The sequence below is a fragment of the Mycobacterium sp. 155 genome (assembly GCF_000373905.1).
Lineage (GTDB): Bacteria > Actinomycetota > Actinomycetes > Mycobacteriales > Mycobacteriaceae > Mycobacterium.
In genome coordinates this window covers 1,948,629-1,968,496 of sequence record NZ_KB892705.1, presented here as the reverse complement: position 1 = coordinate 1,968,496, position 19,868 = coordinate 1,948,629, and the positions used below count along the sequence as shown (strand labels likewise).

Sequence of the window (19,868 nt, the reverse complement as noted above, 5' to 3'; positions counted from 1 at the left end):
CTCACACTGCGGAGCTGCTGGGCGGCCCCGATCGGGGACCGTATTTCTCGATATAGGCGTCGTGGATATGCGCATTCTTCTCGCGCGCGATCTTGTCGATCAGGTTGGGGTCAAGACCGTGCACCCGCAGCATGTGGCGGCGCCAGATCTTGTTCAATGCGTGCGAAAAGTAGATGAACGGGATCAGGATCGGCACCGTCATGCTCAGGTGTACGTACAGCGTCGTGTCGATCAGCCAGAATGGAGCCAGGATCAGCAACGCGGGCACGAGCACGCGCAGCATCATCCGGCGCGTGGCGCCCTTGCCGGTCAGGTCTTCGCGTACCCAGTCGAGCATCGAATCCGGTAGCCGGCGTCCGCAGCAGTACTTCAGGAACTGGATGAGGTTCGGCCGGGTGCGTTCGGTCGTCTTGCCCATGATCTGTGTCTCCTATAGCGATGCGCGCAGCGACGGAATGAATATCCCAGCCAGACCACGGACAGTCGCCTTGGCCGTGTCCAGGAAGTCGAAGTAGTCCCGCCACAGCGTGATCCGGCCTTCGTGTACCTCGAATACGCCGCACACCCAGAACTGCAGTCGCAACGGTCCGAAGGTCAGGGCGTCGGTGCGTTCGGTGAGCACCGAGGCACCGTCCGCGGCGATACGGTGGATCTTCACCTCGAAACCGACGCGGCCCTGCATGGAACGGAACAATTTGACCGTCCGGTTGCGCCCGTAGATCGTCGGCAAGCCAACGTTCTGATACACCAGGTTCTGGGCCAGCGAGTTCTCGGCGGTGGCGAAATCCTCGTCCTGGAGTGCGTTGAGGAAGATCTCGACCGTGCCGGCGGGGCCCTCGTGTGCTCCTCCCGTCAGCGGTGTCTGCACCGCAGCGGTTGATCGGTCAGTCATGGCCGAAGCCTAGTTCTCTTGGGCTGTGGCAGGGTAACCCGGATGCGCGTAGCGGTGGTTGCCGGGCCCGATCCCGGGCACGCCTTCCCGGCCTTGGCGTTGTGTTTGAAGTTCCTGGCCGCAGGAGACGCGCCGACCCTGCTGACCGGGGTGGAATGGCTGGAGACGGCGCGGGCCGCAGGTGTCGAGGCGGTCGAACTCGACGGACTTGACCCCACCGCGTACGACGACGACACCGACGCCGGGGCAAAGATCCACCGGCGCGCGGCCCGGATGGCGGTGCTCAACGTCCCTCGGTTCCGGGAACTTGGCCCTGACCTGGTGGTTTCCGACGTGATCACGGCCTGCGGCGGGCTGGCCGCCGAACTGCTCGCGGTACCGTGGGTGGAACTCAGCCCCCATCCGCTGTATCTACCGTCGAAAGGTCTGCCGCCCGTGGGGAGCGGCCTGGCGCCAGGCGTCGGACTGCGTGGCCGAATACGCGACTCCGTGATGCGCGCACTGACGGCGCGGTCCTGGCGGGCCGGGCTGGCGCAGCGCTCGGAGACCAGGGTGGCCATCGGTCTGCCGGCGACCGACCCAGGACCGCTGCGCAGATTGATCGCGACCCTGCCTGCGCTCGAGGTGCCGCGCCCGGACTGGCCGGCGGAGGCCGTCGTGGTGGGGCCGCTGCATTTCGAGCCGACGGACGCGGTGCTGGCGGTGCCGCCGGGGCCGGGCCCGGTCGTGGTCGTGGCGCCGTCCACCGCGACCACCGGGACCCAGGGGTTGGCCGAACTGGCATTGGAATCGTTGCGGCCCGGGGAGACCCTGCCTCAGGGGTCTCGGCTGGTGGTGTCCCGGCTGGGCGGCGCCGATGTCGAGGTACCGCCATGGGCTGTGGTCGGGCTGGGGCGACAGGACGAACTGCTCGCCCACGCCGATGTGGTGATCTGCGGTGGTGGGCATGGCATGGTGTCAAAGACCCTGCTGGCCGGCGTGCCGATGGTCCTGGTACCCGGCGGTGGGGATCAGTGGGAGATCGCCAATCGCCTTGTGCGCCAGGGCAGTGCCCAGTTGGTGCGGCCGTTGACAGCCGAGGCGCTGACAACGGCCGTCGGCGAGGTGCTCGGCTCACCGGCGTATCGCCGGGCCGCGCAGCAGGGCGGGGCGTCGGTGGTCGGTGTGGCGGATCCGGTACGGGTGTGCCACGACGCCCTGACGCCCGCTGGGTAGGTTGGGCACGTGCGGCTGACGGAATTCCATGAGCTGGTGGACGGCCGGTTCGGCACCATGCGGGGGCGGTCCATCCTCGTCGACCATGTGCTGAGCGGTATGGGGCACACGGCTGCTCAAGCCATCGAGGCGGGTGTGGAACCGCGTGACGTGTGGCGCGCCCTGTGCGCCGACTTCGACGTCCCACGCGATGAGTGGTAGCGATGTGTGACGTAGCTCACCTATGCGGGTATACCGGAGTTATGCGACTAGGTGAGCATCCACAACGCACACCGCTCTACGGTGTGCTGCTCGTGATCACCGCGGTTCTGTTGTGCTGGCTGGTCGCGTCGACGTTGGGTGGATGGCAGTCCGCGGTCGGGTACTTCCTGGCCATCGCCGTCGGCGCGGTCGGGTTCGTCATGACACTGCGGGATCTCGACAACTTCCCGCACTGGCGCCGCTGACTCAGCGCTGAATCAGCAACTGTGCGGTCTCGCGGTGTAGTCGGCCGAAGTTGTAGTACGCGGCGCACGCACCTTCCGGCGACACCATGCACGTTCCGATCGGTGTCTCAGGTGTGCAGGCCGTTCCGAACACCTTGCATTCCCAAGGCTTGATGACACCCTTGAGGACCTCACCGCATTGGCAGGCCTTGGGGTCGGCCACCCGTACCCCCGGCATGTCGAATACCAGCTCGGCGTCGTACTCGGCGTAGTCGCGGTGAACCTTCAGCGCGCTCTGGGAGATGAATCCGAGTCCGCGCCATTCGAAATGGGGTCGCAATTCGAATGTCTCGGCCATCAACTTCAGCGCCTGGGTGTTGCCTTCGGGTCGCACCACGCGCGTGTACTGGTTCTCCACTTCGCAACGGCCGTCGCGGATCTGCTGCAACAGCATGTGCACCGAGGCCAGGATGTCGAGTGGTTCGAACCCGGCGACCACGATGGGCTTGCCGTACACGGCGGGGACGAATCGGTACGGCCGCAACCCGACCACGGTGGAGACATGTCCGGGCCCGAGGAACCCGGACAGCCGCAGGTCGGGCGATTCGAGGATGGCCTTGATGGGCGGCACGATCGTGACGTGGTTGCAGAAGACGCTGAAGTTGCGCACGCCCAGTGTGCGGGCCCGGACCAACGTGACGGCCGTGGACGGCGCCGTGGTTTCGAAGCCGACCGCGAAGAACACGACGTGCCGATCGGGATTGTCACGGGCGATCTTGAGCGCGTCCAGCGGTGAGTAGACGAATCGCACGTCGGCTCCGCGGGCCTTGGCTTCGATCAGGTTTCCGCGTGAACCGGGTACGCGCATCATGTCGCCGAAGGTGGTGAAGATGATGCCGGGCTGCTCGGCGAGCCACATCGCGTCGTCCACCCGACCCATCGGGATCACGCAGACCGGGCAGCCGGGGCCGTGCACCAACTCGATGGTTTCGGGGAGCAGGTGTTCGATGCCGTGCCGGTAGATCGTGTGGGTGTGGCCGCCGCACACCTCCATGAATTTGAACTCATCGCCGCCGGCCAGTTCGGTGATCGATTTGACCAGGGCCCGTGCGGCAGCTGGATCGCGGAATTCGTCGACGAACTTCATGTCAAGCCTCTCAAGCGATTTCGGAGTCGTTGAACGCGTCGATCTCCTGTTGATAGTTCTCGCCCATCTTCTGCACCTGATCCAGCGTCAGGGCCGCTTCGCGTTCGTCGATCTTGGCCATGGCGAACCCGACATGGACCAGCACCCAGTCGCCGACCTGCAGGTTGTCGTCGGCGAGCAGTCGGACACTGATGATGCGGCGTACCCCGTTGACGTCGACCTTGGCCAGATGAGCTTCGGTGTCGACGAAATCGACCACCTGACCGGGAATTCCAAGACACATCGTGGAAGCTCCTATCTCTGTTGTTCTCAGCAGATGCGTGGCAGCGGGTCGCCGACGAGCATGTCGACAATCCGGCTGCCACCGAATGATGTTCGTAACGCAACGATCCCGTGTGGTTCGGGGACGATCTCACCCACCACGGCGGCGCGCACGCCCTGAGGATGCGCGCGGAGGGCGGCTACGGCCGCGTCCGCTTCGTCGGGGGCGACGACCGCGAGGAACTTGCCCTCGTTGGCTACGTACAGCGGGTCGATGCCGAGCAGATCGCAGGCGCCGAGCACCTGCGGTTCGATCGGGAGGCGGTCCTCGTCGAGAACCACCGCGAACGGACGGTCCTTGACGAGTTCGTTGCACACGGTGCCGACACCGCCGCGGGTCGCGTCCCGCATCCATCGTGTCGACGGCGCCGCCTCCAACAATGCTTCGACCAGTTCGTGGACGGGTGCGGTGTCCGAGGCGATGTCGGCGTCGATGGCGAGGTCACCGCGGGCGAGCATGACTGCCATCCCGTGTTCGCCGATCGTGCCGGACAACAGCACCTTGTCGCCGGGTTGTACGCATTCGCGCGACAGCCGCCGGCCGTGCGGAATCACACCGACACCTGCGGTGCAGATGTACATGCCGTCGGCCGCACCCTTTCCGACCACCTTGGTGTCGCCTGTGACGATCTGTACTCCCGCGTGAGCGGCGGCTTCGGCCATGTCGGCGACGATCTCGCGCAACTCGCTGATCGGGAAGCCCTCCTCGATCACGAATCCTGCCGATATCCAGTACGGCCGGGCTCCGGAGACAGCGAGGTCGTTTATGGTCCCGTGCACCGCCACGTGTCCGATGGAGCCGCCTGGGAAGCGGTGCGGTGCAACCACATACGAGTCGGTAGAAAATGCGAGGCGATCACCGGACGGAGTTGTCAGCACCGCTGCGTCACCGAGCTGCTCGAGTTCGGAGTTGCGGAATGCCTCCACGAACACCGCGTCGACCAGTGCCGCAGAAGCTTTCCCGCCCGCGCCGTGGGCCAGGGTGACCACGTCGTCGAGGAGCCGTGGCCGCCTCTGACGGAACTTGTCGATCCGTTCCAGCACCCGGTCCTCGCGTTGCGTTGCCGCCGTAGTGGTCATGATGCGCGCTCCCGGATCCGGGCCAGCTGTTCCTGGGCGACCGACCAGAGCCGGTAGCCGAGCATGGCGTGGCTTTCCTGTATGCGGTGAATACTCTGACTGTGGACGGTGAAACAGAAGTCGAGATCCTCGGCGGTACTCATCCGACCGCCGTCGTGGCCGGCGAATCCGATGGTGAGCAGTCCGCGTTGCTTGGCCTCGGTGATCGCTGTCATGAGGTCCTCGGAGTTGCCCGATGTCGACAGTGCGATAGCGACATCTCGGTCGCGGGCATGGGCGATGATCTGGCGTTTGAAGATCAGTTCGAATCCGACGTCGTTGCCCAGGGCGGTGACGACGGCTTCGTCGGCGGCCAGCGACCACGCCGACACCGGCCGGCCGCGCGCCGGGCGGCTGAACAACGTGGCCAGGGTGGCGGCATCGGTGGAGCTGCCCCCGTTGCCCAGCGTGTACAGCCTGCCGCCGCGGGCGAATCTGTCGGCCATGGCCTGGCCGGCCTGCACCAGTCCGGGATCGTATTCCTGTAGGGATTCCTGTTGCAGCCGAGCACTTTCGGCGGCCTTGGCGCGTGCCGAGGACGCGAGATCCTCGAGCAACGCCCTGGCATCGGTCTCTTCGGACTCGATGAACGGGTAGAGGAACCCGGTGCTTTCGGATTCGTTCGTGGTCATGAGGCCTGCTCCGTTCCCAGCGTGGTGATCCCGGTGCCGGCGTGCACGAGGATCAGGTCGTCGGGTGCCACCTCGCCGAGCAGTGCGACATCGACCCACTGTTCGCCATCGCAGGTACGGACGAGCGCCGGACTGTTCGAGTCTTGCGGTGCCAGAATCACTTCCGCGATTTGGCCGTCGTCACTGCATGTCACGCACACTTCGTCGGTGCACTCGCCGTCGGGACTTTTGAGCAGTCCCGGGTGTTCGAAGCACACGTGGGTGAGCTCCCACAGCAAGTGATACATCAAGACGAAACGGCCGGTCGCGGGCACCATGGGGTCATCGGACTCGATCCACAGGATGTGATGGGCGGCGCCGGCCGACGGCCGAGGGCCCGACCCGATCCACACGGTGGTGACGCCCCACGCGGGTGCCCGTCGCATGGCATCGATGACCGCGGGTTCGTTGGCGGATGCGACGGCCAAGAGCAGGTCGCCGGGCTGGCTGGCCACCCTGGCCGCCGCGACCGGGTCCGGATCGACGAGGGCGACCGACGGCAGTGCACGTTTGCCCATGATGACCGGGTGGACGAATTCGACGGCCACGTGGTGCGCGTGTGGTTCCCATTGCGGCGCAATGACCCACAGGGTGGCGCCGTCGTGAAATCTGCGAGCGACATCCAGGGCGGCGGCCGCGAGGTCGGCAGAGAGCTGGCTGTCGACGAACGGTTGTGCAGTGACGGTCATGAGTGACCTACCTTTCGGACGGCGTTTACCATGTCCAGGGTTGTGGCGGTGGCCTCGGTCAGCGCCGCGCGCCCCGTGCCGGTCAGGGTGTCGCACACCCAGTCCCAATGAGCAGAGACGAGCGTGCCGGGTTCGGGTGTGGTGATGAACGACGCGCCGTCTCGGCTCCAGCGCACCCGCTCTGGACGCGCGGACCCCAGTGCTAACACGCCGTCGTCCAGGACGAGGGGACAGGTGTCGATCACGGCATACTCACCGTCGACGGCTGTGACGGTGCCCCAACGTATCCGGCAGTTCTGCAACACCCGCAGTGCCGTGGTGGGCTCCCGATCGAGGAAGCGCACCCACGGGTAGACGACGAAGACGTGAAAGCTGTGGTGTGCCAGGACGGTCGACGAGGATCCGACGTCGTCCAGTAGCCCGGTGGCCTGCCCTGAAAACGCTGCACGCAGAGTAGCGAGCAGGTCGGCGGGGTCGACGCAGTGCAGCTGCGGGCCGCCGACCCAGTATCCGCCGACCACGTCGGCGTCCAGCGGGTCGGTTCCCGTGGCGCGCGCCATTGTGCTCAGGTATGGCCAGGCGCCGTCGAATGCCCTGGCATGGCGCGCCAGCGCGGCCGCGTCGTCCCCGTGCAACAGCACGCCGGACTCACCCGGCCCGCAGTACCCCAGCTCGTTGGGCGGATACGCGTAACGGGCGAACAGCCGTGATCCAGCAGGCAGGGTATGCAATCCGACGATGCTCATCGCTCAACCCGCATTTCCGACCAAGAGCTGACCCAACGCGATGCCACCGTCGTTCGGCGGCACGTGGCGGTGGGTGATGACCTGAAACCCCTTGGCGCGCAGACTCATCAGCGTCAGATGCAGCAGCAGCGCATTCTGGAACACGCCCCCGGACAGGGCAACGGGTTGGCCTGGGATCGCGCAAGCGACGGCCAGCTCGACGATCAGTCCGGCCACCGCGTGATGGAACCGCGCGCCGATCACCCCGACCGGTACGCCGCAGCGCATGTCATCGAGCATCGCCTCGAACACCGGCCCGGGGTCGAACACCATAGGATGTCGACCGGTGTCGACGGCGAATGCGTACCGGGTTGTGCCGGGGTCGACGTTTCGCGACAGTCCTTCCAGCTCGATGGCGGCCTGCGCTTCGTAGTCCACCACTTGCCGCACACCGATCACCGCCGAGACGGCGTCGAAGAGCCGGCCCATGCTCGAGGTCGGTGTGCATCCGGTGTGCGTGCGCAACTGGTGCTCGAGCACCCTCAGCTCAGCGGCCGGGCAGGCTCGCACCGGCGGAAGCTCAGCGTCCCACTCGATTCCGGCTGCCCGCAGATGTGCCAGGGCCATTCGATAGGGCCGTCGTACGCTGATGTCGCCGCCGGGCATCGGCACGTACCGCAGCTGTGCGAGCCGCTGGAAACTCTTGTAGTCCGCTTCGAGCAGTTCCCCGCCCCACACCGCACCGTCAGGGCCGTAACCGGTTCCGTCGAAGGCGAATCCGAGCACCGGACCGTCCAGGCCGTTTTCGGCCAGCACGGCTGCGATGTGGGCGTGGTGGTGTTGCACGGTCCGCACCGGTCGGCCATCGGCGTTGCGGTGAGCCCAGGCGGCCGAACGATATGCGGGATGAGCGTCGGCGACAAGGATTTCGGGTTTGACGTTGGTCAACGCCTCGAGGTGCTCGACGGCGTTCCCGAAAGCGGAGAGCGTGGCCAGATCGTCCATGTCGCCGATGTGTGCGCTCAGCCAGGCGTAGCGGTGTTCGGCGACGGCGAGGGTGTTTTTCAGATCCGCCCCCACCGCGAGGGTGGCCGGTACCGATACGGGCAGGGCAACGGGCAGTGGAGCGTAACCGCGCGAGCGCCGGATCGGCAGTTCGATGCCGTCGACGAGGCGGATCACCGAGTCGTCACAGGGCACCAGGATCGCCCTGTCGTGGGTCAGCCAACCGTCGGCCAGCGACGAAAGCCGCCCCAGTGCATCGTCATCGGTGAAGCAGATCGGTTCGCCACTGAGGTTGGCCGATGTCATGACCAGCACGTGGGGCCCCGGTTGGTCGCCGGGTAGGCCGAAGAGCAGGGTGTGCAGCGGGCTGTAGGCGAGCATCACACCGAGATCGGGATTGCGCGGCGCGACGGATTCCGCGACCACGGCACTTGGGCGCCGGGGCAGGAGCACGATCGGGCGGGCCGGCCCGCACAGCAGCCGCGCGGCGGCGTCGTCGACGTCGACGATCTCTTGTGCGCTGGCAAGGTCGGGAACCATCACCGCAAAAGGTTTGTCGCCACGGCGCTTACGGTGCCGCAGTTCAGTGACGGCATGGTGATCGCCTGTGTCGCAGGCCAGGTGGTACCCACCGATTCCCTTGACGCCGAGGATGCCACCGTTGCGCAGCAGGCGACGGGCAGCCTGCAATCCGGATTCGCCTGTGGCCGTGCTGCCCCCGGCGTGAAACGTCAGGGTCGGGCCGCAGTTGGGGCAGCACACCGGCTGGGCGTGAAAGCGTCGGTCGGCAGGGTCGGAGTACTCGTGAGCGCAGTCGGCGCACATGTCGAATTCGGCCATCGTCGTCGCTACACGGTCATAGGGCAGTGACGCGATGATGGTGAAGCGGGGACCGCAGTTGGTGCAGTTGACGAAGGCGTGCCGATATCGGCGGTCGGCTGGATCCCGCTGCTCGGCGGCACATTGGGTGCACATCGCGACATCCGGCGACACCAGCGTGCGGCCACCGTCGGACCGCGAGGTGTCGGCGATGACGAACCCCGTTCCGCCGGCGACCGGCAGGCTCGCGGTCTCGATCGACTCGACGACCGCCAGCGGTGGGGGACTGTCGCGCAGACGATTCAGAAATGCGCCGATCGCGGCGGGCTCGCCCTCGATCTCGATGACCGCACCCGAGCTGTCGTTGCGTACACACCCGGTCAGGCCAAGCGCTGCGGCGGTCGTGTACACGAACGGTCGGAAGCCCACACCCTGAACCACGCCGTGGACACTTATTTCAAGCCGTTGCCGCATGCTCATGGTGGCGCCCCCGAGTCGCGACCACGGCCCATGAGTTCCAGTCCCTGCATGGCCGCGTCGGCGCCCGCCGCATCGGTCTTTTCGACGGCGAAGCCCATGTGGATGATCACCCAGTCGCCGGGGCCGAACGTCTCGTCGGCCAGCATGCCGACGTTGACTTTACGATGCTCGCCCGCGACGTCTACCAGAGCGAGTTGGCCACCGTACCCTTCCAGCATTCGCACTACCTGCCCCGGGATTCCCAGACACATGATTCAGCCCTCCCGGTTCGACAGTCGCGCAGTGGCGGCCTCGATCGCCGCAACCGCGCCGGGGATTGCGGCGGTGACGGCATCTGACAGGCCGATGCCGTCGGCGACAGTCTCGACTTCGCAGCCGATCACTACGGTGTAGGGCGCTGTGCCGCCGAGTGCGGTGAGGCCGGCGAACACCGCTGCCGGATCCATCGCGTGGGCATCCAGACCGGCGGTGCCGGACAGGCTTGCGAGATCGGCCTCGAACACGTGCAGTGTTCCGGGTGAGCCCTGGCACGGCAGCGCATCGACCAGGATCAGCGCATCCCAGTCGTCGAGCAGGTCGTATGCGAGATGCATGCCGCCAATGCCGTAGTCGCGCAGGCGAATTCCAGCGGCATCCGGCCGTTGTGGGACATGCTTCAGCACCTCGGGGCCGAATCCATCGTCTCCGAGGAAGATGTTGCCGATACCGGCGATCAGTACTCCGGACGTGATCGCACCGGCTACATGCGACGCATCTTCAGATACCGCCGCGCATCGGGAATCGACCTCAGGCCGACCAATGCTCCGGCGATCACGACTGCCGCCACCACCAAGACGGCGACCCAACCCACGACTGCCATTGTGGCTCCTCTCATTTCATTGCACCAGCGGTTCGACTTCATCGGGTGAGAAGTACAGGTAGCGGCCGTACCACTCGTGGAGGTCTGCCGCCGGATCGTCATCGAGCACGACGCCGAGATGATGCTCACCGTCGACGTCCTCGTGGACCGAGGCCACCCGCGCGATCCTGTTGACGAAGAACAGATCCTGGGCGTCGGCCCGGCGTGAAGGGTGCAGCCGGACACGACTGCCGCGACTCACCGGAACCCCGTTGACCAGGACAGCGTCGACGGCAGGGTCGACCGCGTTGTCGGCCAGCGGATCCCACCACTGGATTCCGTCGGGGATTTCCGGGATCAGTCCCGACGGTGCTCCGGATGCATGCGGATTACGCAACACGCCATGAAGATTCAGCATTGCTTCGGGCGACATCGAATCGCACCGGTCGATGATGGCTGCCGCGCGTGGATCGGTGGCGCGGGCATGTGCCTTCTCGTCGTCGGTCATCGTCATGATCCGCAGTGTGAGGATCTCGTCGATTTCGGTCGAGTCGTACAGTGCGCCCGTGCTCTGTTCGGCGATCTCAGGATGGTCGTAGAGGATGATCGGTGACACCAGCATGAGCCGGTTCTCGTCGGGCGGTCCCGCGAGAACCGGGAAGCAACGGTGGTGATGGCACCGGGAAGCCGCGGCGCCCGCGTCTGCGGGCGGGTCCAGCAGAGAGACGAATTCTCCGTCGGCGACCTCGACCACGGCGTGTGTGCCGATCAAAGACACGGCAATGGCGTCGTCCTTGCCGGACGCGGGTGGGGCTGTGTTGCCCACCGTGAGCGTCAATCGCAATAGCTCGTCGTCGGATTCGAGGGCAAGATTCAGTTCGCCGCACAGTTCCCGCCGCGAACGGACCAGCCTGCCGCCGTCGACCGGTTCGACGTCGGTGCCCGGTGGCACTGAGATGCCACACGTGTACCCGGAGCCGAGGTCGACGGTATCGAACGGACCGAAGCTGATCTCCCGCTCGACCGCCTCGTCCCAGCTCAGCCAGGAGTGTCCGGTGGTGACCAGTTCATCGACGGCTTCGAAGCGTTGAGCACGGCGACGTTCGGCGGTGCGACGCTGAAGTTGAAGGAAGCGAACGACGATCGAGATCCTCGGCCGGCCCTGCGGACGGATGAGCAGCTGCGCCGACAGGCGGTTGTCCTCACCGATCCCGGTGCGTGCGGCGTCGGTAGGGCCCAGCACACCGAACTGCCAGCGCGACTGGTTCTTCTGTGAATCCGCCCGATATGGGTACAGCAGATAGCCCTCGTAGAGCACGGCGTCGGCCACGGCCCTGACATGTTCCCAGGTGTTGCTCATGATGTTTCCCGCGTGGACATCAGGGCGGTGATCGCCTCGTCGAAAGAGAGCAGTCCACGTCGAGACTTGAAGGCGGCCAGGGCATCGAGAGTGTCGCGGTCCAGACGCAGCCATCCGGTGTGCGGGAAGTGCTGCGCGATCAGCTCGCGCCACACAGTGACCGGCATGTCGAATCGGTCCTCACGGTTCCACGGCACCTGGGTAACGGCGAAACCGCGTGAACCCTGGCTGAATACGGTGCCGCTGAACAAGAACTGGAGCGGCACCGTGCCGCCGCGCAACGCGTGCAGGTACTTTGATGCCGCCACCTCGAAGTCGTAGGTGCATTCCAGTGCCATCCCGAGCTGCGTCGTGTCGGTGAATCCCGGCACTACGGCGTTGCTGTGTTGCCATAGGAACGTGCGCTGCGTGGTGCTCCAGCGTTCGCGTGGGCCGAACAAGTCGAGCAGTCCCTCGGCCTCGTCGTCGGTGTAGCCGCGCCGTGCCGGTTCGATGCGAATCTGAGCGCGCAACGCGATGGCATGGACGGGATCGTCACCGATCGCCGCCACACCGATTCGTGCAGTCAGAATCGGAGTCACCGCAAACGGTTCGGGGGAGATGTCGAGTACGGCGAAGGTGACTTCGGTCGCCGGCACCGCCGGGCCGGTCATCGCGCCACCGCCCGGCTGCGAGCGTCGAGCGCGATGAAGAACTCATCGATGTAGTGGCGGACGTCCTGACCGCCGTCGAATCCGCGCCACAGCATCCGCAATCGGCCGACGAACTCATAGCATGCATCGATGGGTACCAAATAACATGTCGGAGGGCATGTCTCATCGTCCGGAATGCGGATCAACACCGCCTCGGTGTCGTCGTCGACCAGATCGACTCTCGGCTCGGCGACCCTCACGGTGTTCCAGGAGTCCAGGTCGAGTTCGGATTCGGTGGCGCCCGCCGGGCCCGGGTAGAACGCGACCACGCGCCCCAACGTCGAGTTACGGAAGAAGAAAGCGAGACCGACGGGAATCTGCAGGGCTTCCCAGTTCCGCCGGCTCACGGCACAATCGGGAAACACCAGATAGCGGTCGGGGACAGCACGGTAGCGCAGTTCGGCCCGGGTGTCGGTGAACAGCAGATAGCAGCCGCGACAGACACACATCAATTGGCGGCCATCGACATTCACCACATGCTGATGCTCATCGGCGATGGTCTCCGAACACATTTCGCACCGCGCGCCAGGCTGTGCCGGTGAGCCGCGACCGGCGCGGATCCGGGCCAGCACGTCAAAGGCGGTCACGATGCGATCTCCTGGGCGATGGCCATCGAAAGCACACCGGAGCGGCGCAGCACCGGAATCGGCTCCAAGTGGTGATCGGCTGTGCCTGTGGTTGCCAACCCGGCATGCACGACGTCGAAGCCACCCCCACACTGCGGGCAATGCAGCACAGCGTCGGTGAGCGTCGCTCCGGCCATCGGCCGGTTGCAGTCAGGACAGCGATCTCGGTAGGCGAAGAACTCCGCACCGATCCGGCACACCAACACGCGGGTGTCTGCGACGGCGAAGCCGCCCACTTCGCCCGGAGTCAACTCATCGAGCTCGGGTACGGGCTGCCAACCGGCATGCCCGTTGGTGTGCACTCGCGCCATCAGTGACTGCGCAGATATGAGCTGTTGAGCACCTTCTTCGGGCACCACCTCGATCGACGAGATCTCCGGGGCGGCGGCCTTGATCGCATCTTCGATCGCCAGCTCGAGGGTGGCCGCCGAGGACGGACAGCTCTTGCAGCTCCCCGCGAAGCGCAGTCGGACCACTTCGCCGTCGACTTCGAGCAGATCGACGTCGCCGCCGTGAGATCCGAGATACGGGCGCACCGAATCGAGCGCGTCGGCGATGCGGCGCTGCACGGGATGCGGATGTAACCCGTGCACCAGCAACAGGCTCGCCACCAGATCGTCAGCGGCGATCACCTCTGCCAGGTGCGGATCCGCAGCCGTGGCGATGTGCAGCAACCGCTGCAGACCGGCTCCGTAGAGATCGGTTACCTCGCGAACCAATTGCTCGGCACGCTCCAGCGCGGCAACGCCGTTCGCGGCGCTGGCATCGAGCAGTGTCTGGATGCGTTCCCCTGCCGTACGCCAGCGTGCTGCATCGTCGGGATTGTCCGGGACTGGCGTCGCAGTGGGCGGCATATGTCATTCCCCGGTTGCGGATTGGGTAGGAGAATGCATGAGCTCCAATGACTTTCCGTCGCCCAGGTACATGTGCACCCCGCAGGGCAGACACGGGTCGAAACTACGTACGGTGCGCATGACATCTATGCCCTTGAAGTGTTCGCGGTCGTTCTCCTCGAAGATGGGCTGTCCCTGCACCGCATCCTCGTACGGCCCGGGGGTGCCGTAGCTGTCCCGCGGGTTGGCGTTCCACGGCGTCGGGGGGTAGGGATGATAGTTGGCGATCTTGCCGTCCCGGATGACCATGTGATGGCTCAGCACGCCTCGTACCGCTTCGGTGAAGCCGCAGCCGATGGCCTCGTCGGGAACCTCGAAGTGTTCCCACGTCTTGGTGCGGCCGGCCCGGATCTCGCCGAGTGCCTTTTCGGCGAAATGCAGCGCGCATGCCGCGGCGTAGGCCTGGAAGTAGGTGCGGGCGCGGTTGCGTTCGATGGTGTTGCTGCCCTTGTCCGGAATCTTCCACTCGAGCTCGACCGGGCCTTTCAACGCGGTCTTCGGCAGGTTGATCTTCACACTGTTGCCGGTGGCCTTGACGTAGTCGATGTCGACCAGCCCGGCCAGCGCGGTCGCCCACAGTCTGGCCAGGGGTCCACCGCCGGTGTCCAGCGCCAGGTAGTCCTTGCCGTCGTACCACCGCGGCGACATCACCCAGCTGTAGTTCTCGTCGAAGTCGCGCTTCTGCGGCCTGGGGTTGGTGTGCTGGTTCCAGGGATGACGCCGGTCGACCGGGTTGCCCAGCGGATCGGTCTTGACGAACATCTCCTGATCGGTCCAGTCCTCGTAGTAGCTGTGACCCAACAGGATCCGGATGCCGAGGTTGATGTCCACCAGTGAATGGGTGACGAGTTTCCCGTCGACCACCACACCGGGCGTGACGAACATGGCGTTGCCCCAACGTTCCATGTCCTTGTATGCGAAGTTGCAGACCTCGGGATCCTGGAAGGAACCCCAGCACCCCAGCAGAGTGCGGCGCAGGCCCACCTGGTCGTAGCCGGGCAGGGCTTCATAGAAGAAGTCGAACAGGTCGTCGTGCATCGGCACGACCTTTTTCATGAACTCGACGTAACGCATCAGCCGGGTCATGTAGTCGGTCATCAGCTGCACTGTGGCGGTCGTGCCGATGCCGCCGGGGTACAGCGTCGACGGGTGCACGTGGCGACCCTCCATGAGGCAGAACATCTCTCGCGTCCACCTGCTGACCTGCAGGGCTTCTCGGTAGAACTCGCCGGTGAACGGATTGAGCGCACGCATGATGTCGGCGATGGTGCGGTGTCCGTGCGCCTCTGCGTGCGGTGCGGCGGTGTTCTCGGCCTTGGCCAGGACGCCGGGATTGGTTTCGGAGACCATCTTCTCGCAGTAGTCCACCCCGACCAGATTCTCCTGGAAAATGTTGTGGTCAAACATATATTCCGCGGCTTCACCGAGGTTCACCAGCCACTCGCCGAGATGCGGCGGTTTGACCCCGTAGGCCATGTTCTGGCAGTAGCACGAGCAGGTGGCGTGGTTGTCGCCGCAGATACCGCAGATACGACTGGTGATGAAGTGTGCGTCGCGAGGATCCTTGCCCTTCATGAAGATCGAGTAACCGCGGAAGATCGACGAGGTGCTGTGACATTCGACGACTTCACGGTTCTCGAAGTCGATCTTGGTGTAGATGCCGAGGCTGCCGACGATGCGCGTGATCGGATCCCATGCCATCTCCACCAATTGACCCGGTTCGCGCTTCACGTGTGACGGCTCGGGGATGATGGTTGTCATCGAATTTCTCTTTCAAATAGGCAGATAAAGCCTGGAATGCCAACGGTTCCGGTGGTTGACCGGCGAAGCGGGGCGAGATGGCCCGCCGGGCGTCTACCAGGTGCGGGCTGCTCCGGTTTCCAGCGTCGTACCGCGATGGCGCCACTTGGGCTCCTTGTCCACGGTGCGTCCGGTGACGTGGCGCAGGCTACGGATCACCGATCCGTATAGCCCGGACGCGGTCGTCGAGACCTTGCCGCCGGGCGGTTCGTCCATGAACGGCATGAACTTGTCCGGGAAGCCCGGCATGGTGCAGCCGATGCAGATACCGCCGACGTTGGGGCAACCGCCGATCCCGTTGATCCAGCCGCGCTTGGGCACGTTGCACTTGACCACGGGACCCCAACAGCCCAGTTTCACAATGCATTTCGGCGATCCGTACTCAGTCGCAAAGTCGCCCTGCTCGTAGTAGCCGGCGCGGTCACAACCTTCGTGCACGGTGTTGCCGAACAGCCACTTGGGGCGTAGTGCTTCATCCAACGGGATCATCGGCGCCTGGTCGGTGGCCATGTACAGCAGGTAGGTCAGGGTCTCGGCGAGGTTGTCCGGTTGGATGGGGCAGCCCGGCACACAGACGATCGGGATACCGGCCTTGCTCTTCCAGTCCCAGCCGAGGTAGTCGGGAACCCCCATGGCGCCGGTCGGATTGCCGGCCATCGCATGGATGCCGCCGTAGGTGGCGCAGGTGCCCACCGCGACGACGGCCGTGGCCTTGGGGGTGAGCCGATCCAGCCATTCGCTGGTGGTCATCGGCTGATTGGTGGCCGGATCGTTGCCGAACCCGCACCAGTACCCCTCGCTCTTGATCTGCTCGTTGGGGATGGACCCCTCGACAACCAGGACGAAGGGGTCGAGTTCGCCTCTGTCGGCCTTGAAGAACCATTCGAGGAAGTCATCGGCACCGCCGGCCGGGCCACATTCGAAGTCGATCAGTGGCCAATGGACAGCGATCTTGGGTAGCCCGGGAAGGGCCCCGAGAGCAATTTCTTCGATGCTCGGTTGAGTGGCTGCAGTCAACGCCACCGAGTCACCGTCACAACTTAAACCCGCGTTGATCCACAACACATGGATCAGCGCCTCTTCCGCTTTGACTGCTGCCTCTGTTGGCATATGTCACAGCTTCCTGGGAACTCGGGCTGGGAGTCCCAATATCTGGTCTGAACGCGCACCGAAACTTCTGCCGCGCTGAATTCTGGATTACTCTCGCAGGTTTGTATTGTCAACGGCCGTTGCTGGCAACGTGACGTTTGCCCGCGCGTCGATCCAGGCATACCACGGCTCGAGTCCGTCCCCCCGCGTCGCCGAAACCGGCAGGATGGCCACCCCGGGATTGACCGATCGTGCACGCTTGCAACAGGTTTGCATATCGAAGTCGACGTAGGGGAGTAAGTCGATCTTGTTGATGACGACCAGGTCGGCGGCCGCGAACATGTGCGGATATTTCAGCGGTTTGTCAGCCCCCTCGGTCACCGAGACGACGACGATCTTGCTGCCTTCACCTAGGTCGAACAAGGCCGGACAGACCAGGTTTCCGACGTTCTCGATGAACAGCACCGAATCGGGATCGGGGTCGAGTGCGTCGAGGGCACTGTGAACCATGGCCGCATCCAGATGACAGCCCGCTCCGGTGTTGATCTGAACCGAGCGGGCACCCGCGGCACTGATCCGGTCGGCATCGAGCAGCGTCTCCTGGTCTCCTTCGATCACCGCCATGGGCCGGTGGGACCCGAATTCGCGGATTGTGCGCTCGAGCAGTGTCGTTTTGCCCGCGCCCGGAGAACTCGTCATGTTGAGGGCCAGGATGCCGCGCCGCCGCAGCCACCGGCGATTCTCATCGGCGATGAGGTCGTTTTTGGCAAGCACCTTCTGTTCGAGGGTGACGGTCTCCGTCGAGGTGGTTTCCGCATGCCGGTCGTGGTGGTGGTGGTGGTCGTGTCCGTGGTGTTCTTCGTGCTGATGGGGGTCGTGGGGGTGGTCCTGGCCGGGGAGGGTGATCACCGGGCCGGCGTGGCCATCGTCACCGCAGCCGCAGGTCGCGCACATGTCAGCTCACTTCCATCGAGAGAATTCGCAGATCCCGGCCGGCGGTCACCTCGACATCGGCGCTCCCGCACCGGCACAGCAGGATCAGGTCGGGGAGTTCGAAATCAGTCCCGCAACCGCGGCAATGTGCCGTGCCGGGCCGTATATCGAGGTCCAGGCGGGCGCCGTCGGCCACCGTGCCCTGGGTGACCAGGTCGAAGCAGAACAGCATGGAGTCCGGGACGACGGCACAGAGCGCCCCGACTTCGAGTCGCACACTGTGGACCCGACGACCGTCGGCGTGCTCGCACACCGCATCGACAACGCTCTGGGTTATCGCCAACTCGTGCATCGCTGCCCCGTTCAGGCCAGGTGTTCCCACGATATGCCTCAATCACCGCGAGCACGGCGTGTCCACTTGAGATCGAACATTTGTTCGCTAATGTGGGGTGCAGTTGGACCGAGCTGACTTGTCGGTGCCTTGGCCTAGCGTCACGGCCAACCGATCGGAACACCGGTCAACACGACTACTTGGAGAGGCACCACCATGGCGCAGCAGGCCCCTGACCGCGAAAAGGCCCTCGAACTGGCGATGGCCCAGATCGACAAGAGCTTTGGCAAAGGCTCGGTGATGCGCCTCGGCGACGAGGTCCGTCAGCCCATCTCGGTCATTCCCACCGGATCCATCGCGCTCGACGTGGCGCTCGGCATCGGCGGCCTGCCGCGCGGCCGTGTCGTCGAGATCTACGGCCCGGAATCCTCGGGTAAGACGACAGTGGCGTTGCATGCGGTGGCCAATGCCCAGGCTGCCGGTGGTATCGCGGCGTTTATCGACGCCGAGCACGCGCTGGATCCCGAGTACGCCAAGAAGCTCGGGGTGGATACCGACTCACTGCTGGTCTCCCAGCCCGATACCGGTGAGCAGGCGTTGGAGATCGCCGACATGCTGGTGCGTTCCGGGGCGCTGGACATCCTCGTGATCGACTCGGTAGCCGCGCTGGTGCCACGCGCCGAAATCGAAGGCGAGATGGGTGACAGCCACGTCGGCCTGCAGGCCCGCCTGATGAGCCAGGCGCTGCGAAAGATGACCGGCGCTCTGAACAACTCGGGCACCACCGCGATCTTCATCAACCAGCTCCGCGAGAAGATCGGCGTGATGTTCGGGAGTCCCGAAACAACAACGGGTGGAAAGGCTTTGAAGTTCTATGCCTCTGTCCGCCTGGATGTCCGGCGTATCGAGACGCTCAAGGACGGCACCGACGCGGTCGGTAACCGCACGCGCGTCAAGATTGTCAAGAACAAGGTTTCGCCGCCGTTCAAGCAGGCCGAGTTCGACATCCTCTACGGCCACGGCATCAGCCGCGAAGGCTCACTCATCGACATGGGTGTCGAGCACGGCTTCATCCGTAAGTCCGGGTCCTGGTTCACCTACGACGGTGAGCAGCTGGGCCAAGGCAAGGAGAATGCCCGCAAATTCCTGCTGGAGAATGTCGATGTCGCCAACGAGATCGAGAAGAAGATCAAGGAGAAACTCGGTATCGGTGCCGTCGTGACCGCTGAAGCTGATGATGTCCTGCCCGCCCCGGTCGACTTCTGAGGCGGCCGACACTCGCGAGGGGCAGACGCAGGATCCCCGCAAGCGCGAGGAGCAGGCACGTGACCTGTGCCTGCGTCTGCTCACCGTGCGGGCACGCACCCGGGCGGAGTTGGAGGCTCAGCTCGCCAAGCGGGGCTATCCCGATGACGTGAGCGCCAGGGTTCTCGACCGGCTGGCCGAAGTCGGGTTGGTCGACGACGAGGACTTCGCCGAGCAATGGGTTCGGACCCGGCATGCCAATTCTGGAAAAGGCAAGCGCGCCTTGGCTGTCGAGCTTCGTAAGAAGGGGGTCGACGGCGACGTCATCTCTGCGGCACTGGCCGATCTGGACCCCGCTGCCGAACGCCAACGGGCCGAACAATTGGTTCGCGACAAACTTCGTCGCGAGCGGCTGAGCGATGACGACGATGTGAAGGTGACGCGCCGATTGGTCGGTATGTTGGCTCGTCGTGGCTACAGCCAGTCCATGGCGTTCGACGTGGTCAGCGTCGAGCTGGCCAGTGAGCTGGAGCGTCGCCGGGTATAGCGGGGG

General features: G+C 65.0%; 24 protein-coding genes. 5 read left to right on the top strand and 19 right to left on the bottom strand.

Features of this window, described 5'->3' with window-relative positions; all coding sequences use genetic code 11:
- Nucleotide 1: 1 nt before the first annotated feature.
- Entirely contained in the window at nucleotides 2-418 is a 417-nt protein-coding gene (locus B133_RS0109240; RefSeq protein ID WP_018600646.1) for a DUF5313 domain-containing protein, read from the bottom strand.
- Nucleotides 419-430: 12 nt separating this feature from the next.
- Nucleotides 431-892: a limonene-1,2-epoxide hydrolase family protein gene (locus B133_RS0109235; RefSeq protein WP_018600644.1), complete on the bottom strand. Its 462-nt coding sequence runs from the start codon at nucleotides 890-892 to the stop codon at nucleotides 431-433.
- 42 nt (nucleotides 893-934) lie between these two features.
- On the opposite strand from B133_RS0109235, the gene B133_RS0109230 reads away from it, so the two are divergent.
- From B133_RS0109230 to B133_RS0109220, 3 genes are read left to right on the top strand one after another with little or no spacing between them, the layout of a single operon-like run.
- Nucleotides 935-2,107 carry a glycosyltransferase gene (locus B133_RS0109230; protein WP_018600642.1) on the top strand — a complete coding sequence of 391 codons (1,173 nt, stop codon included), beginning with the start codon at nucleotides 935-937 and terminating at the stop codon, nucleotides 2,105-2,107.
- A gap of 9 nt (nucleotides 2,108-2,116) precedes the next feature.
- Entirely contained in the window at nucleotides 2,117-2,308 is a 192-nt protein-coding gene (locus B133_RS0109225; RefSeq protein ID WP_018600640.1) for a DUF3046 domain-containing protein, read from the top strand.
- 41 nt (nucleotides 2,309-2,349) lie between these two features.
- Nucleotides 2,350-2,553, top strand: coding sequence for a hypothetical protein (locus tag B133_RS0109220; protein WP_018600637.1), 204 nt, complete (start codon nucleotides 2,350-2,352; stop codon nucleotides 2,551-2,553).
- A 1-nt stretch (nucleotide 2,554) separates the two neighbouring features.
- On the opposite strand, the gene hypD is transcribed toward B133_RS0109220, so the two are convergent.
- From hypD to B133_RS0109135, 17 genes are all read right to left on the bottom strand, one after another.
- Nucleotides 2,555-3,679 carry a hydrogenase formation protein HypD gene (gene hypD, locus B133_RS0109215; protein WP_018600635.1) on the bottom strand — a complete coding sequence of 375 codons (1,125 nt, stop codon included), beginning with the start codon at nucleotides 3,677-3,679 and terminating at the stop codon, nucleotides 2,555-2,557.
- A gap of 10 nt (nucleotides 3,680-3,689) precedes the next feature.
- On the bottom strand, nucleotides 3,690-3,962 hold the full coding sequence (locus B133_RS0109210) for a HypC/HybG/HupF family hydrogenase formation chaperone (RefSeq protein WP_026256184.1): 273 nt from the start codon (nucleotides 3,960-3,962) through the stop codon (nucleotides 3,690-3,692).
- Nucleotides 3,963-3,988: 26 nt separating this feature from the next.
- Nucleotides 3,989-5,080: a hydrogenase expression/formation protein HypE gene (hypE, locus tag B133_RS0109205; protein ID WP_018600632.1), complete on the bottom strand. Its 1,092-nt coding sequence runs from the start codon at nucleotides 5,078-5,080 to the stop codon at nucleotides 3,989-3,991.
- Nucleotides 5,077-5,751: an SIS domain-containing protein gene (locus B133_RS0109200; protein ID WP_018600630.1), complete on the bottom strand. Its 675-nt coding sequence runs from the start codon at nucleotides 5,749-5,751 to the stop codon at nucleotides 5,077-5,079. Before B133_RS0109200 ends, hypE begins: the two co-directional genes overlap by 4 nt.
- On the bottom strand, nucleotides 5,748-6,479 hold the full coding sequence (locus tag B133_RS0109195) for a sedoheptulose 7-phosphate isomerase (protein ID WP_018600628.1): 732 nt from the start codon (nucleotides 6,477-6,479) through the stop codon (nucleotides 5,748-5,750). Before B133_RS0109195 ends, B133_RS0109200 begins: the two co-directional genes overlap by 4 nt.
- The gene (locus B133_RS0109190; protein WP_018600626.1) at nucleotides 6,476-7,225 is read right to left on the bottom strand and encodes a DUF6390 family protein; all 750 of its coding nucleotides are present in this window, start codon (nucleotides 7,223-7,225) and stop codon (nucleotides 6,476-6,478) included. The genes B133_RS0109195 and B133_RS0109190 overlap by 4 nt, the downstream gene beginning before the upstream one ends.
- A 3-nt stretch (nucleotides 7,226-7,228) precedes the next feature.
- A complete protein-coding gene (gene hypF / locus B133_RS0109185) occupies nucleotides 7,229-9,508 on the bottom strand; it encodes a carbamoyltransferase HypF (protein WP_026256182.1) in 2,280 nt (759 codons plus the stop codon).
- Entirely contained in the window at nucleotides 9,505-9,759 is a 255-nt protein-coding gene (locus B133_RS0109180; RefSeq protein ID WP_026256181.1) for a HypC/HybG/HupF family hydrogenase formation chaperone, read from the bottom strand. The genes hypF and B133_RS0109180 overlap by 4 nt, the downstream gene beginning before the upstream one ends.
- A gap of 3 nt (nucleotides 9,760-9,762) precedes the next feature.
- Complete coding sequence (locus B133_RS22580; protein ID WP_026256180.1) at nucleotides 9,763-10,239, bottom strand: hydrogenase maturation protease; 477 nt, start codon at nucleotides 10,237-10,239, stop codon at nucleotides 9,763-9,765.
- A 144-nt stretch (nucleotides 10,240-10,383) separates the two neighbouring features.
- Nucleotides 10,384-11,706, bottom strand: coding sequence for a hypothetical protein (locus tag B133_RS0109170; protein WP_018600616.1), 1,323 nt, complete (start codon nucleotides 11,704-11,706; stop codon nucleotides 10,384-10,386).
- Entirely contained in the window at nucleotides 11,703-12,359 is a 657-nt protein-coding gene (locus B133_RS0109165; protein WP_018600614.1) for a DUF6084 family protein, read from the bottom strand. Before B133_RS0109165 ends, B133_RS0109170 begins: the two co-directional genes overlap by 4 nt.
- Nucleotides 12,356-12,985: a DUF5947 family protein gene (locus B133_RS0109160; RefSeq protein WP_018600612.1), complete on the bottom strand. Its 630-nt coding sequence runs from the start codon at nucleotides 12,983-12,985 to the stop codon at nucleotides 12,356-12,358. Before B133_RS0109160 ends, B133_RS0109165 begins: the two co-directional genes overlap by 4 nt.
- Complete coding sequence (locus B133_RS0109155) at nucleotides 12,982-13,878, bottom strand: NifU family protein (protein ID WP_018600610.1); 897 nt, start codon at nucleotides 13,876-13,878, stop codon at nucleotides 12,982-12,984. The genes B133_RS0109160 and B133_RS0109155 overlap by 4 nt, the downstream gene beginning before the upstream one ends.
- Nucleotides 13,879-13,881: 3 nt before the next feature.
- The gene (locus tag B133_RS0109150; protein ID WP_018600608.1) at nucleotides 13,882-15,678 is read right to left on the bottom strand and encodes a nickel-dependent hydrogenase large subunit; all 1,797 of its coding nucleotides are present in this window, start codon (nucleotides 15,676-15,678) and stop codon (nucleotides 13,882-13,884) included.
- Nucleotides 15,679-15,771: 93 nt separating this feature from the next.
- Nucleotides 15,772-16,827: a hydrogenase expression protein HypE gene (locus B133_RS0109145; RefSeq protein WP_018600606.1), complete on the bottom strand. Its 1,056-nt coding sequence runs from the start codon at nucleotides 16,825-16,827 to the stop codon at nucleotides 15,772-15,774.
- 87 nt (nucleotides 16,828-16,914) lie between these two features.
- A complete protein-coding gene (hypB, locus tag B133_RS0109140) occupies nucleotides 16,915-17,760 on the bottom strand; it encodes a hydrogenase nickel incorporation protein HypB (RefSeq protein ID WP_018600604.1) in 846 nt (281 codons plus the stop codon).
- A 1-nt stretch (nucleotide 17,761) separates the two neighbouring features.
- Nucleotides 17,762-18,091, bottom strand: coding sequence for a hydrogenase maturation nickel metallochaperone HypA (locus B133_RS0109135; protein WP_026256179.1), 330 nt, complete (start codon nucleotides 18,089-18,091; stop codon nucleotides 17,762-17,764).
- A 195-nt stretch (nucleotides 18,092-18,286) separates the two neighbouring features.
- On the opposite strand from B133_RS0109135, the gene recA reads away from it, so the two are divergent.
- A complete protein-coding gene (gene recA / locus B133_RS0109130) occupies nucleotides 18,287-19,336 on the top strand; it encodes a recombinase RecA (protein WP_018600599.1) in 1,050 nt (349 codons plus the stop codon).
- On the top strand, nucleotides 19,305-19,862 hold the full coding sequence (recX, locus tag B133_RS0109125) for a recombination regulator RecX (RefSeq protein WP_026256178.1): 558 nt from the start codon (nucleotides 19,305-19,307) through the stop codon (nucleotides 19,860-19,862). The genes recA and recX overlap by 32 nt, the downstream gene beginning before the upstream one ends.
- Nucleotides 19,863-19,868 lie beyond the last annotated feature (6 nt).